Annotated in this window: 14 protein-coding genes; 9 read left to right on the top strand and 5 right to left on the bottom strand. The window is 67.9% G+C overall.

Features of this window, described 5'->3' with window-relative positions; genetic code table 11:
* Positions 1 to 465 precede the first annotated feature (465 nt).
* Positions 466 to 1374, top strand: coding sequence for a TIR domain-containing protein (locus IE185_RS26150; protein WP_170198412.1), 909 nt, complete (start codon positions 466 to 468; stop codon positions 1372 to 1374).
* Between the two features lies 1 nt (position 1375).
* Positions 1376 to 1840 (top strand): hypothetical protein, encoded by a 465-nt coding sequence (locus IE185_RS26145; RefSeq protein WP_138898701.1) that lies wholly within the window; start codon positions 1376 to 1378, stop codon positions 1838 to 1840.
* Positions 1841 to 1921: 81 nt separating this feature from the next.
* Here the strand turns inward: IE185_RS26145 and IE185_RS26140 are convergent, their stop codons facing one another.
* From IE185_RS26140 to IE185_RS26130, 3 genes are all read right to left on the bottom strand, one after another.
* Positions 1922 to 3454 (bottom strand): LacI family DNA-binding transcriptional regulator, encoded by a 1533-nt coding sequence (locus tag IE185_RS26140; RefSeq protein ID WP_138898702.1) that lies wholly within the window; start codon positions 3452 to 3454, stop codon positions 1922 to 1924.
* A gap of 48 nt (positions 3455 to 3502) precedes the next feature.
* Entirely contained in the window at positions 3503 to 3883 is a 381-nt protein-coding gene (locus tag IE185_RS26135) for a helix-turn-helix domain-containing protein (protein WP_138898704.1), read from the bottom strand.
* A 74-nt stretch (positions 3884 to 3957) separates the two neighbouring features.
* Entirely contained in the window at positions 3958 to 4215 is a 258-nt protein-coding gene (locus IE185_RS26130) for a helix-turn-helix domain-containing protein (protein ID WP_138899470.1), read from the bottom strand.
* Between the two features lie 486 nt (positions 4216 to 4701).
* On the opposite strand from IE185_RS26130, the gene IE185_RS26125 reads away from it, so the two are divergent.
* The 7 genes from IE185_RS26125 to IE185_RS26095 all read left to right on the top strand — a co-directional run bounded on the left by IE185_RS26125 (position 4702) and on the right by IE185_RS26095 (position 11087).
* A complete protein-coding gene (locus tag IE185_RS26125) occupies positions 4702 to 5622 on the top strand; it encodes a hypothetical protein (protein ID WP_189716108.1) in 921 nt (306 codons plus the stop codon).
* On the top strand, positions 5619 to 6317 hold the full coding sequence (locus tag IE185_RS26120) for an ATP-binding protein (RefSeq protein ID WP_189716113.1): 699 nt from the start codon (positions 5619 to 5621) through the stop codon (positions 6315 to 6317). Before IE185_RS26125 ends, IE185_RS26120 begins: the two co-directional genes overlap by 4 nt.
* 84 nt (positions 6318 to 6401) lie before the next feature.
* Positions 6402 to 7733: a hypothetical protein gene (locus IE185_RS26115; protein ID WP_189716107.1), complete on the top strand. Its 1332-nt coding sequence runs from the start codon at positions 6402 to 6404 to the stop codon at positions 7731 to 7733.
* A gap of 32 nt (positions 7734 to 7765) precedes the next feature.
* Positions 7766 to 8404, top strand: a complete 639-nt coding sequence (locus tag IE185_RS26110; protein ID WP_138893903.1) for a MobC family plasmid mobilization relaxosome protein — start codon at positions 7766 to 7768, stop codon at positions 8402 to 8404.
* Position 8405: 1 nt separating this feature from the next.
* Positions 8406 to 10145, top strand: coding sequence for a relaxase/mobilization nuclease domain-containing protein (locus IE185_RS26105; protein WP_138893902.1), 1740 nt, complete (start codon positions 8406 to 8408; stop codon positions 10143 to 10145).
* On the top strand, positions 10142 to 10396 hold the full coding sequence (locus IE185_RS26100) for a hypothetical protein (protein ID WP_138893901.1): 255 nt from the start codon (positions 10142 to 10144) through the stop codon (positions 10394 to 10396). The genes IE185_RS26105 and IE185_RS26100 overlap by 4 nt, the downstream gene beginning before the upstream one ends.
* 235 nt (positions 10397 to 10631) lie before the next feature.
* On the top strand, positions 10632 to 11087 hold the full coding sequence (locus IE185_RS26095) for an NUDIX domain-containing protein (RefSeq protein WP_170198241.1): 456 nt from the start codon (positions 10632 to 10634) through the stop codon (positions 11085 to 11087).
* 219 nt (positions 11088 to 11306) lie between these two features.
* On the opposite strand, the gene IE185_RS26090 is transcribed toward IE185_RS26095, so the two are convergent.
* Positions 11307 to 11738 carry a hypothetical protein gene (locus IE185_RS26090; RefSeq protein ID WP_138893899.1) on the bottom strand — a complete coding sequence of 144 codons (432 nt, stop codon included), beginning with the start codon at positions 11736 to 11738 and terminating at the stop codon, positions 11307 to 11309.
* Positions 11735 to 14173: a hypothetical protein gene (locus IE185_RS26085; RefSeq protein WP_138893898.1), complete on the bottom strand. Its 2439-nt coding sequence runs from the start codon at positions 14171 to 14173 to the stop codon at positions 11735 to 11737. The genes IE185_RS26090 and IE185_RS26085 overlap by 4 nt, the downstream gene beginning before the upstream one ends.
* Between the last annotated feature and the right edge of the window lie 52 nt (positions 14174 to 14225).

The raw sequence follows: 14225 nt of genomic DNA, 5'->3' as shown, positions 1-14225 counted from the left end.
ACTACACCTGAACAGCGGAAACGCACCCGTCACTCTCGGAAAGACAACAGCTTCTAAGCCCGGAGCCACTTTGTCAGACCGGGATGCTATGGGCGCCGGACGCTGACGCACTTGTGCCGGTTGACCTCATGAGCCCCCACTTGGTCTGCCCGGGGATGCTCAAAGGGCCCCGTAGAAACCTCGACACAGCGGGCGACGTGGACGAGCTTCAGGGCCAATTCGTCGTCGCCGCAGGCGGCATGACCTTCCCCTACAAGTGCCGGCGACCTGGCGTCAGCAGCCGGCCTGGTGCCGAGTTCCGGGGAACTCGCCACGTCACACCGGCAACCGGCATCGCGGCTGCGGAGGGCGTTTGGGAGCCAGTCTCCGAATCCGGCTCCCAATCTCGTCAGCTGAGTCCGCTGTCAGACCCTGCCGTTACCGTCGAATAGCACAGGTCTCTCGTACATCAGCAGGGAGCAAGGCATGCCAACCACAGCAGAAGACGGGCGTGGGGTGGACCGCCGCAGAGTGTTCGTGATCCACGGACGCAACGATCGCGCACGCCGCGGACTGTTCGAGTTCCTGCGGGCCATCGGGCTCGACCCGATCGAATGGTCGGAAGCAGGCCGCATGACGGGAAAGGGCTCCCCGTACATCGGTGAGATCCTCGATGCGGCATTCGGTAGCGCCCAGGCCGTCGTCGTCCTACAGACCCCGGACGACGTCACCTACCTGCACGAGAGCCTGACTCACCCAGACGATCCAGAGTGCAACCCGCAGATGCAGCCCCGTCCGAATGTGCTCTTCGAAGCAGGCATGGCCATGGGCCGCGACGCGGACCGCACTGTGATCGTGGAACTCGGACAGGTGAAGGTCTTCAGCGACATCCACGGCCGACATGTCGTCCGCCTCGACAACAGCGTCAAGAAGCGGCAGGACCTCGCGACCCGTCTGGAAACCGCAGGATGCGCTGTCCGGCTGACAGGGACGGACTGGCACGAGGCCGGCGACCTTACTCCACCCGTTCCCCCGGGCGGCGGGCTCCCGATGGGCCGGAAACTGCCGTCATCGCAGGCGGCGGGCACGCCCCGACTGAAGGCTCGGTACATCGACAATGGGCGCAACAAGATCGACGCTGTCGAGATCACCAACCACGGTCCCGGCGATGTGTACGAGCTAAACGTGGACGCTGATGCCGAGGTTGGGCTCATCACGCGAAACGCCGATGAATTCCCTGTCCCGAAGCTGCCCGAAGGGAAGTCCGTGCGCGTGGGGCGCATGTCGTCGGACTCTCTCGCGTCACGCTCGAACTCGTACTTCACCATCACCATCACTGCCAAGACCGTCGATGGGACACCAATCGAGATCGACGAGTTCGTGAGCGGAGCATGACATGGACATCCAGTTGACCTTGCCTCTGGATCACGACGGGTTCCTCCGTCGGGAATGCCCGCACTGCGTGCGCCAGTTCAAGTGGCATCACGGTCCAGCGAACGAGGAAGCCGAGGAGCAACCCGCCCCGGCGGCCTATCACTGCCCCTTGTGCGGGCAGCCTGCTGGAATGGAATCCTGGTGGACGCAGGAGCAACTCCAATACGCCCGAGGCATGGCTTTTCCTGCAGCGACGCGAGAGATCGAGCAAGGGCTGCGGGACGCATTCAAGGGTGCCAGCAGCAAGCACGTGAGGCTCGACTTCAAAGGCAACATCGACGCACCGGACGTACCGGCTCAGCTGACCGAGCCCGACGACATGGTCATCGTGACCTCCCCATGCCACTCGTACGAGCCGGTAAAGGTCCCTGAAAGCAGTTCAGGCCCGTATCACTGCCTGGTTTGCGGTCAAGCCTTCGCTGTCTGAAACCCGCGATCGAAGTAGCTGTGACTCGGAGGAAGCACCTGTTCCCCGCGCAGTGGTCGCGCAGGGAACAGGTGTCGCACATCATCCAGGCATCGTCCGGCTGCGAGCCTCCCTGCACGCGCGCAGGAGTTCGCTGAGTACGCGGACCGGTGACGTGGGGCTCATCGCAAGGCGAGCATCGAGCGCCGCCTCCCACTGCTCGGTCAGCCCGACCATGAGGCGCTTGCGCATGCCAGAGGTCACGTGGGCATAACGCGCCGAGACAGAGCCGTCGATGTGGCCCATGCGGTCGTCCATGAGGACCTTCTCGGTACCGAGGTCTTCCATCACAGTCCGGTGGGTGTGACGGAGGCCGTGGGGTGTAAGGCCCTTGGCGATCGGGAGCCAACAGGCGTCGGCTCGGTCTCTGGCGCCGCGCCCTCGGGCGGGAACGCCGGGCCACGGCTCACCGAGCAGCGGGACGGGGCGGGCATCCTGCGGTGCCTTCTTCGGGTACCAACCGGAGACAGCCGGGGTGAACAGCCACGTCGCGAAGCCGTTTCGGCGCCAGTGGGCTGCTTGCTGCAGCACCGCGCCGCCCCGCACGAACCCAAGGTCCGCGATGGCCTTCTCCACCCTCATCCGCTTGGCCTCGGTGACGCGATCGGGGTGGTTGAGGACGTTGGACACCGTGCCCGTGGAGACTTCGGCACGGCGTGCGACGTCGACGAGCTTCGCACCCTGGTGGCCGCCGGTGCGGGCCGCGCCCTGGCCACGGAAGACGTAGGTCTTTCCGTGGCACGGGCAGGGCTTCGGCTTCGTGCGGGCGACGTGGTTGGCGACCAGGGCCGACAGCCAGTCCATCGCGTCGATGGTGCGGTAGCTGTCGTCCTTGGGTGGGCAGCGCACCAGCTCGCCGGTGTCGAGTTCGTACAGCTGCCACTCGACGCGGACGGAGCCGGGGCGGGCGAACTCCGTCTCCAAGCCGACGATTTCGCCCCAGCGCATGCCGGTGTACCCCTTGAGGACCACGGCGACGAACTCGTCGTCGCGGCCGGAGAGCAGAGCGGCGCGCTCGGCGGTCAGCAGGATGCCGAGCGGGTCGGTGACGACCTTCTCCGGACCACGGTCACGGGAACGGCCGGCGCGCTTGCCGCGTCCGCGCCGTCTGGCGGCCGGGTTCGAGGTGATCAGGCCCTCGTCGATCGCATCCTCGAAGATCAGGTGGAGCGTCGAGCGCCAGGTCTTAACGCTGGAGGCCGCGTAGACGGCCTTCTCCTTCTTCTCCCACAGGTCGACGTCCGTGCGCAGGATGCCGGCAAGCGCCTTGTCCTCGAAGTCGGGGAGCAGGTGCTCCTCGATGTGGCGCTTGTAGTTCTGCATGGTCGAGGCGGCCAGGTCCTGGGTTTCGTACCAGCGGTTCGCGTACTCCCCGAAGGTCTCCTGGCCGAGTGCCGGGTCGCGCCAGTCGCCGCGCCGGTACTTGTTCTCGGCCTCGCTCGCGGCGCGCTGGGCCTCTCCCTTGGTTGCGAACCGGATCGCCTTGCCGTTGCCGTCGACCACCGTGAGGTGCTTGCCGGGCTCGGTCTTGTACCGGCCGCGCCAGTAGTTTCCGCGCTTCTCCGCGAAACCCAACTTCCGTCTTCCTCCTCTGCTCTCGACTTATGACTGGGCGCGGGCGCGCTACGCGACGGTCTCGTACTGGGTACGGCGCGGCGGTCGAGCCCGCAGACGCCCCGGCGTCGAGGCCGTAGTCGGCCCAGGAGGTCGGGCGGCACGAGTTCGTACCACGGGAGGACTTGTCGCTGCCCGACTCGCCGACACGCTGCTGTCGGATCGCTTCGGGCGCTCTTCGTGGAGGCGGACGATCTCGGCGAGGTGCGCGGATGTGAAGCGGTAGGCGCGGCCGACGCGGGTGTGCGGGATGAGTCCGCGTCGGGCCCGGTCCTTGACCCACCAGGCGGAACAGCCGAGGGCTTCGGCGATTTCTTCGGGGCGGTAGAGACGGGGCAAGGGGGCTCCGCCCGAGGTGCCGGGAAGGCGTCGTACGAGGGCAGGAGGTATGTCGGAGTGGTGCAAGAAGGGCGGGTCCTTACTGGGTGGGAGCGCGCTCTGTCAGCGGCGCTGGGCGGGCCTCGTCACGTGGCGGTCGGCCTCTGCAGCAGCACGAGAGGCGAGATGAGGAGGGCTTCGGAGATCGCGACGAGGTCGTCGGCATCACATCGTCGTTGGGCGCGTTCGATGCGGGACAGCATGGTGTTGGACATTGGGTGGCCGAGGGCGGTCACGCGGTCGGCCAACTGGCGTTGTGACAGGCCGCGTTCGGTTCGGAGGATTTCGATGGTGCGGGCCGCCTGCATTCCTGCGGGTCCGACTTCCAGTGAGCGCGGGGGCATGACTCCAATTGAAAGGTGCATTCGCCGGTTTGGGTAACCGGCGATCGTGGTCTATGTTGCGCTCGCGTCGTTCGCCGAGATGCGGTTCCCGGAGGGTCGGGAAGGGGCGCGGAACAGTGTGCCGATCATGGCTTTGACGTGGGGTGTTGTGTTGTAGCTTCCCCGTCTGCGACTCGTCAACGGCTTGCCGATGTGATGCTTCTGGCTCTGCAGTTCGGGCAACTATTTGGTCGACAGCGGATCGTGCCTTACGGTTTTGCTCCCGCCCGCCACCGAGCCCCATTTCTCGCGGCCTTTCTGCCGTGAGAGATTGCGCCGGATAGGGCTGGACTTGCGCGACTGGGGTGTGGCTATGTTGACGACACCCCTCGGAAACGCAATCGCTTCCCGGCGCGCGTCCGCGCCAACACCCCCTCGAATCCCGCCCCGACCGACGGTGAGCCGTGATGTCCACGCACAGGCCACCGAGTGAGGACCGCCCCGCACTTGGCACGAATCCGCACCATCAAGCCCGAAGCCTTCGTCTCCGAGTCCCTGGCCGCGGTCTCCCTGACGGCCGAGCGCACCTTCCTCGGCCTACTCACACAGGCCGACGACCAGGGCCGCCACCGCGACCACGCCGCGATCATCGCCGGGCAGTTGTGGGTGCTGCGCCCCGAGCACACCCCGTCCGATGTCGAGACGGACCTCGCCCAGCTCGCCGACGCCGGACTGATCTGCCGCTACAAGGGGCCGGATCACAAGCGGTACCTGCACGTCGTGACCTGGCACCAGCATCAGAAGATCAACCGGCCCAGCAAGAGCCGCCTCCCTGCCTGCCCGATTCACGACGCTTCGGTCGCTGCCGCTCCCGCCATGAGCGCCAGTGTCACGGAGTCCTCACCGCCGTCTCACGGAGTCTTCGGTGAGGGCTCCGGCGAGTCCCATAAGTCCGCCCTGAATCCGAGGCGTGATAGCGAAACCGCAGGTGAGGAGCGCGTCACGAAGTCCTCCGTGACGGATCAGGGAGCGCTCCATGAAGCAGCAGTGGCGTCTCACCGTCCGGATCTAGGACCTAGGACCGTGGATCTAGGAGATACCCCTTCGGGGGGCGCAAGCGCCCACGCGCCCGACACCGTCTCGGCCAAGCAGCTCCTTGGCGAGTACGTCGCCGCTTGCAATCACCGCCCGCCGGGTGCCTTCCTGAACCATCTCGGCGGTCAGGTGCGCAAGTTGCTCAACGAGGGCATCGCTCCCGCCCATCTCCGGGCCGCCCTCGAGCGCCATCGGGTCAAGGGCCTGTCCCCGGGCGTCCTGCCCAGCCTGGTCCACGAGGTCATGAACGCTGCATCCTCTGCCCCGCCCGCCGCCCACCGGGCGTGGACGAACCCCACCGACGTCGTCGCCGCCTACGGAGATGAGCTCTGACCGCCACCCTCACCCGCGCACCCCAGCCCGTCGGCGCGATCACCGACCGGCTCAACACGATCCTCGCCAACCGCGGCATCGACCCCACCACTGCTGCCGCACACGCGCCGGCGCCCGAGTCGGTCACCGCCCTGGAACTCGCCGACGCCCGCATCCCCGCCCGCTACCGCCGCGCCCTGGCCGACCACCCCCAGATCACTACCTGGGCTGACCAGATCGCCCGCGCCGGACGCCCCGGGCCGACCGGCCCCGGCATCGCCGAAGGCCCGTCGCTGCTGATCGCCGGCCCCACCGGCACCGGCAAGACCCACCAGGCATACGGCGCCGTCCGTGCCCTCCTCACCCGAGGCGTCCGCCTGCGCTGGGAGGCCATCACCTCCGCCGACCTCCACGCGCGGCTCCGCCCCCGCGCCGGCCACGACGGCGAACGAGAACTCCAGACGCTGGCCCGCTGCCCGCTGCTGCTCCTGGATGACCTCGGCGCGGCCAAGACCAGCGAATGGACCGAGGAGCTCACCTATCGGCTCATCAACCACCGGTACGAGCACATGCTCCCCACCCTCATCACCACCAACCTCCCCACCGCCGAGTTCCGCACCGCGCTCGGCGACCGCGTCGCCTCTCGCCTCGCCGAGATGACCGAGCGGGTCATCCTCACCGGCCCCGACCGCCGCCGCACCGCGCCCACCGCCTGAACGGCGCGCGCTCCCTCCTCACCGCCCCGCCCGTCCGCGCTTCCGCATGCCCTCGAACGCGCGGACCCCTTGGAGAGCCTCTGCATGACTCCTGGCACCACCACACTCATCAACGCCAACGACATCGGCATGCCCGCCTTGCCGCACTGGCTCCCTGCGCCTGCGGCCATCGCGGCCATGTTCGTCGTCGCACTGTCCGCCGCATGGTCCCTGCAGCGGTACCTACGGAAGCCGAACGCTGGACAGCGCCGTAGAACCGCCGCGATCCCGGTCGCCGCCGTCGCCGCGATCGGCTGCACCGCCTACAGCGCGGACACCAGCTGGCGCTTCGCCGCCGACTACCTCGACATGGGCAGCACCATCGAGCGCGCTGCGATGTTCGCCGCCGCCGAACTCGCTCTGTTCGCCACCGCGCTCATGGCCCGGCAGAACCTCAACGGCCCGAAGCAGGCGCCTGGCGCGCCCGGCACTCTTACCTGGGTAATCACCGGCGTGCAGATCGTGCCTGCCTACGCCGAGTCCGGCCTGGTCGGCGGGACTGTGCGGGCCGTCGTCGGCCCGGTCCTGGCGGCCGTGCTCTGGCACCTGGCCATGGGCATCGAACTGCGCCACCGCAGCCCGCACGCCGACTCCCGCAGCCTGACCGCCGTCCTCACCCGACAGGCACGCGAACGGCTGCTGGCTCGTTTGGGGATTACCGACCGGGACGCGGATGCCGCCCGGATCATCCGCGACCGCGCCCTCGACCGGGCCGTCACCCTGATCCTCCGGGTAGAGATCATTCCGCCCGACAAGCGCACCAAGTGGCGAGGCCGGCGCCTCACTCGTCGCCTGCACCAGGCGCTGGAGCAGGCCGATGTCGACCGCGATGAACGCCAGGACGAGCTGCTGCTGCGCAAGCTCGCCACCCGCCAACAGGTCTCTGCCCTGGCCTCCAAGCCATTGCCCGCGCGGTGGCCCGAACCCGCCGCGCGTACGAGGGGCGGCTCCGCGACGGCCCGCCCGCGGGCCACGGCAAGAGAGCGGGCAGGAATTTCGGGCCGCCCGCCCTCCAAGGTCGCGGGCGATGACGCCGCCGACCGGGCAGCCCGTCCCCAGCCCGAAAACCGCCCGCGACAGCCCGTCCACACCACCGTCGGCCCGGAACGAGAAGCGGGCGATGAACTGCCGGGCAGCGGCCAAAGCCCAGCCTGGCGGGCGGAGTCGAAGCGCCCGGCCTCCAAACCCCGCGCGACACGGGACCTCCTCCACAAGTACGCCCGTGACCTCTACCGCGAGCACGGACGTCTCTCCCGTGACTTGCTGGAGGAAGCCGTGCGCAAGGACGGCTACAGCGTGGCCAGCGACACCGCCGGCGAGGTGGTCCGCACCGTCAAGGCCGAGCTGCCGACGGCGCCCGTCGGCCACGCGCACTGAGACCACCCTCAACGCCCAAGGAAAACCACTCAATGCACGACTCGCACAACGAACTCCCCACTCCCCAGGAGGAGATGATCACCGGCCTCGACAGCGCAGCAAGCAATGGCGATGGACCGTCCATAGGCCGGTCCCTCGCGGACCCCTCCGCCCCGGGGGTGGCGGAGGAGCAGCTCCGGCACGAGGGCGTGCCGGAACAGGAGCGAGTGAGCGCCGGCGAGCAGCCGCGCGATCCCTCCGTTGGGGCCACGCAGCGTGCGCCGTACCGCCGCGCGAACCTCGATGCGCAGCGCTCCGAGCACGTCACCGCGCGCTTCGCGCCGCACGAGAAGCACGACATCCAGTCGTCGGCGAAGACCGCTCACGTGACCATGGCCCGGTACATTGCCGACGCCACCATGGCCCGCGTCCGCGGTGAGATCACCGTCGCTGCCGAGCGCACGGTCTACGACGATGCGGTAGACGAGCTCGCCGCTATGCGGGCGCAGATCGCCCGGATCGGCAACAACGTCAACCAGATCGCCCGCCGCCTCAATGCGGACGGCGATCCACACCTTGTGGACGCCGCGGTCCTCCACCGGGCGGACCGCCTGCTCACCACCGCCCACGACACGGTCCGGGCGATCGACGACGCCGCCTTCCGGGCAGCCGGGCAGAAGTGGGCGGTCTGAGGTGATCGCGAACATCGTTAAACCGGGCAACCACACGTACGGCGTGCTGGCCTACCTCTTCGACAAAGGCCGCGCCAACGAACACACCGACCAGCACATCATCGCCTCCTGGGACGACTTCATCCCCGACCCCGGCCCCTGGGACAGCCCTGGCCACAAGCAAAGGCTCGGCCAGCTCACCCAGGCCCTGGATCTGCGGGTCAAACAAGCCGGCGACAAGGCACCTGAGGGACACGTGTGGCACTGCTCGATCCGCGCCTCGCCCGAGGACCGCATCCTCACCGACGCCGAGTGGGCCACCATCGCCCGGCGCGTGCTGCACGCGACCGGCATCGCACCCGATGGCGATCCGGACGGCTGCCGGTGGGTTGCCGTGCGTCACGCGGAGGACCACGTCCACATCGTCGCCACCAAGGTGCGCGGTGATCTGCGCCCGCCGCGGAACTGGAACGACTACCACCGCGCCATGAACGAACTCAGAGCCGTCGAGGAAGACTTCGTCCTCACCCGGGTTGCACATGGTCCCGAAGCTGCTGCTGGCACCTCGGCGGTGAAGCGCTCCACCCGGGCCGAGGAGGAGAAAGCCAAGCGGCAGGGCCACGACAAGACCGCGCGTGAGCGGCTGCGGCACACCGTGCGTACCGCGCTGTCCCACGCGAAGGATCTGGATGAGTTCTTCAACCTGCTCGCCGATGCCGGCCTTCAGGTCGAGACCCGCACACTGCCCTCAGGTGACCTTCAGGGCTACAAGGTCGCCCTGCCCGACGCCGGCACGCCCATCTGGTTCTCCGGCTCCAGCCTCGCCACCGACCTGTCCCTCCCCCAGATCCGACAGCGCCTTGCCGCCGCCGAGGCACAGCCCACCGCAGCCTCATCAGCTCGCCAGCATCGCCCCAGCCCGTGGCACGTGGCCACCGCTGCCGCCGAACGCATCCCCCACCACCTCGCCCACACCGACGACGGCGCCGTCCAGGCCCACCTGACAGTCTTCGGCGAAGTCCTCTACGCGCTACCCGCCCATGCCCCTGCCAGCCTCCAGGCCGAACTCCACCGTGCGGCTATGGCCTTCGAAAACGCCGCCCACACCCGCGCCCGCGCCGACCACCAGCACGCCCGCGCCCTGCGGGGCGCACTGAAGGCCATGCGCTACCAGCCCGCGGACCTCACCGGGCTCGCCATGCTCTTGGACGCCGCCATCCTCGTCGTCCTCGCGGTCCAGCGCCGCAGCGCACTGCACCACCACGACCGGCAGGTGGCCGCCGCCCGTCAGACGCTCACGCACCTGCAAGCCGCCTACGCCCAGATAGCCCCCGCCAGCCTCGCCGCACTCGCCAGGCACAGTCCCTCCGACAACACGGTGCACCGGTACGCCCTCACCCTGCACGAGGTCCTGCCCCGCCACGCCGAACAGATCCTCACCGAAAACGCCTGGCCTGCCCTCACCGCCACCCTCGCCGCCGCCGAAGCCGCTGGCCACAACCCGACCACCGTCCTCCAGCAGGCAGCCCAGCACCGCCCCTTGGACGACGCCAAGTCAGCATCCGAAGTCCTCGTCTGGCGCATCCAACGCCTCGGCGACCGGCACGCACCCGGCCCAGGTGCACGAGCCGCACAAGCCCGTAGCCCCCACATCCGCGCCACCGCCATCCCGCACTCACCGGCCGCAGTGAGCACCAGCCCTCTCACGCAGCGGCCGCGCACGCCTCGCACCCGCTACCGAGAACCACCGAAGTCACGATGACAACCGATCAACGACAACAGCCCTGCCCCCGGCCTCACGACGCCGCAGGACATCTGCGGCGCGCCACCGGCACCCCACCCGACAAGGAGCACATCATCCAGACCCACCCCACCGCCGACATGCTCCCGATACTCAGCGCCGACGAGCTGCACGACCTGGCCGAGTCCATCAAGACCGGGGGCCAGCACGAGGCCATCGTGAGCAGCAGGCTCTACCGCTCGTCCCCCAGCCGGGGTGCGGGGACATTCTGAGTCGTGACCGTAGAAGCGCGTGGGTTCCGAGAATCCGAGACCGGTTGGCGTCGGAACTCACATGTCATCGGCACGGCTTCAGCGTACGGGCATCTGAGTTCGCCCATCCGAGCATAGCGTGGATCTCCACGACCAGCACGGCGCTGGTTCAGAAAGGGGCACGATGACGGGGTGGACACGGACGGCAACCTAGGTTCTTCACCGAGGCCCCTCCATCACGCTGAACCGCGACTCAGTGATCAGGCCGGACGGCGTAGCTGGCAAGTACGAGCACGTCGTTGTCGAGGACGGCGTGCGTGTGATCGCCCTAGATGACGACGGCCATGTCGTGCTGGTCGAGGAGGACTTCTACCTCCAAGAACGTCGTATCCTGCACCTCCCCGGGGGCGGCATCGGGGGGCAGGAGCCACAGGCAGCAGCCGTCCGGGAACTGGAAGAGGAGACCGGCCTGGTTGCGGACGAGACACGTCTGCTCGGCGTCATCGATCCGCTTCCGGCGACCACGGGTGCACGGACCCATCTTTTCCTGGCCACGGGCCTTCGGCCGGGCCGTACACATCGCGACGAGACCGAGATCGGCATGACGGTGCAGCGGTGGAAGCTGGGCGACGCCGTCGAAGCTGTGCGAGCCGGCCGGATCACCGAGGCCGGGAGCGTGGTCGCGCTCCTCCTGGCCGGACCATCCCGCTGACCGTCGTACAGCTCATGCCGCTGCTCAATGCTCTTGCCGCGATCGCCGGATCGTCTCTGCCCCTCCAAGTGCCGCCTACCGCGTAGGTGACCGTGGGCAGGCCGATGTTCCTAGCGTTTCGGTGGGTTAGCCGACGCCGGCTAACCCACCGAAACGCGTCCGAGGCGCCCCAGGACACGCACCTGACTGGAGGGCGAACGGGGTTCCGTTGCTCGCTTGCTACATGCCTACGCGAGCACGCCAGTCTGTGGGCAGGTGCGGGAGTCGGGAGCAGCGCGGTGGCCGCCCGCAAAGATCGGCAACGGCCGCTTCAATGATCCGGACCACAGGCAACGGTGTGTCCGGCTTCAAAGGCAGGACCACGACGCGATCCCAGTCCCTCTTGCGGTCGAGATGAACAAGTTGATGCTCACCTGCGATGCGCCGCCACACCGAGCGCGGATGATCGCGTGCGGCCGATCCGATGTAATCGATGGCGAAGGTACCCGCCGGTCGCTGAGTAGCGATCAGCGGAACGTAGACACAGCGTGAGGCGCTGATGTGACGCAGCGCAGAGATCGGATGCGCTACGGGATCATGCTGCAGTCGCCACTTGCCAGCGCGGTCGCTCATCGCCTGCCATAGGGCAGGAGTCAGCACTATGCGGCTCATCCGGCATCCTTGCTGGCCAGGAGCAGTTCGTCTGGGTTCTCGCCGTCTTCACCATCGTCATGGTCGGCTGCCGCTGCATGGTTCCCGTCTTCGATCATCTCCTGCACTTGTACGAGCTGGCTTTCTTGGTCCCGGGCATTGCGCACGATGGTGTCGATGCGGCCGGCGATGGCCTTCTGGTCGTGCTGGCCGGCTCCCCGGACATCGAGAGCGAGTTCGGTGAGTCGGCTTCGCTGGGGGACGTCGAAGAGGTGGCCTCCCGCCTGTAGACCTTCGAGCTTCCCGACCTCGCTGCCTAGTGCGGGGAGCAGTTTCACCGCCGCGTCGAGTGCCTCGCCCACCCGTTCGTCAGCCGTGAGCGGCCTTTCCTGCTGCCTGTTCTCGGCCGAGGCTTGGCGGTCCTTGGCCCGGCGGGTCAATGCCTGGGTGGAGAACTGGTCAAGGAAGTTGTCGGGCACGAGCTGCGGCACGTCGATCATGTGATAGCGCACGGTGCCGTCTGGGTCCTGGATCAGCTCGCTGTCGCCGGTCATCGCTGCGCGTACCGAGCGGGATGTAGCGGGAGCGCCGTCCTCGTTCAGGGCGCCGATCTTGTTGGCCGACCAGATTTTCCAGTCGGCGTCCGTGGGCGCCTCTGGGGTGAGGCCGCCGATGCTTCTGGGCTGAGGGTCTTTCAGTAGAAGCTGATCTTTAAGGAGCGCCCGCATATAGGCCGGTCCGCACTGAACGAACTCAAGGGTCGCGTCAGCGCCCGGCGCTGTGCGTACCAGCCGTCCGCGGAGAGCCTGGTATGCCTTGACGCTGGCGAAACCGCGTGCCTGCTGGGCAGATCCGATGTCGACGATCTGCATGCCATTGCGGCCGGCCGCTGTGGTGGCCAGCACCTCGAACAGCGCTGTCTCGGTGGGGGTGGCCTGCCCAGCGCGCACGAGTTCCACGAGCTCGTCCGTGTTTCCGTTCCAGGAGCGCAGCGGGTCCTCGAAGACCGCCTTGGCCTCGATCTGCTCGAATGCCCGGCGGTTGACAGGGGTCTCCCCGAAGGTCCACTCGCGTAGGAGCGAAAGGCGACGCTCGTCCAGGCGGTCGTTGTACAGTCCGCCCTGCGGCCTCGACTTGAGGACCCGCCCGATGATCGCTCTCTCTGGTCCGTCGCCGAAGACAAGCATCACGGCGGCGGCAACACGGCCCTGCCAGGTCGTCGGTAGGCCGAGTTCCGCGAGCGCATCCAGCGGCTCACCGCTACACACCGCGTCCAGCAGGGGGACGGACCACGTCAATGCGGCAGGTCCGGACACGGCAGTCGGTGTCTCGAACTTGCCCTCTTCGATTGCCTGCCGAAGTGCTGCGTACGTGTCGTCGGCCACGAGCCTCTCTGCTTCCGCGGGCGGGTGTCCCAAGTGTTCAGGCCCGTGGAAGTGCTTCTGGATGCTCCGGAAGAGCGCGGGTCCGTCCAGCCGGATGTCACGTCCGCGCGAGTCGGTAACCCGGTAGGCAAGCCGCACCGGCATGACCGTGGCGTGCAGCAGCTCGCGTGCTTCATCCGGTAGATCATCGAGGAAGTCGATACCGGAAACAGCTGTCTTGACCCTGCCCAGTTGGACGCTCACCGCCTCCGTGACGCCGACCACTGCGGAGGGGTCTTTCTCTGTTCCGTCAAAGACGTCCGAGCGCCGGGGCTTCAGCAGAGGCAGAGCGGCCAGCTTGCCGTCCGGGTCGACCCGGCTGTCGCATACGGCCTTGCGACTGGCCGCGTCCGCTGGCGCCAGGGCGCTGACGGCCCGTGCCCAGTCCGGCTCGCCGTCGTCGCCCAAAGGGGCGAAGACTGTCTGCAGCCACAAGCCGCCATCCTCCACCCCATCGCTGAGTACGGCATCGTGAAGTGGCTCCCAGCCGCGCTCACGCTGCCGCGATTCCCGTACCTTCTGCGAAGCCGTACGGAGCTCGTTGAAGAGCCCTTCCGCCGTCACGTAGGTGTGCGTGACGCCCACCACGGGAACGCCGTGCGCGTCCAGGAGGGGGTGACTCCGTGACACGGGTCGGAAGGTATCGGGAACGTCGCGCAGCGAACGCCCCTGCCGGGTGCGGTAGTTCATGAGCTGCTGAACGGTGGTCACCGTCGGCATCAGCAGGTCGAGGCAGTACACGCGATACTCACCGAGCCGCATGGGCCGGACCCGGTCGCGATAGCGGCCGGTCTTGGGGCTGTAGGTGGGAAGCGTTCGGTCCACTTCCGCCCAGTTCAGGATGAACCGGGTCCAGTCCAGATGGTCGGGATGGAGGTGGACGGCGCCGACGTCGATCAGTTTTCTGAGCTTGGTGACCCGGGTCTTGGCCTTCTTGGGCTCGGCGACATTCCATCCGTGCACGGCGATCAGCGTTGGATCGGCGTCGTCGATGTCCTCGGGGTCTTCATGGTCAAACAGTGCGTCGGCCACGTCGGTGGCTCTCCTTCGAGGTAGGACGGACGGTACGGCGGCCCTTGGCCGT

The sequence above is a fragment of the Streptomyces chryseus genome (assembly GCF_014650755.1).
GTDB lineage: Bacteria > Actinomycetota > Actinomycetes > Streptomycetales > Streptomycetaceae > Streptomyces > Streptomyces chryseus.
This window is presented reverse-complemented; position numbering and strand designations above follow the sequence as displayed.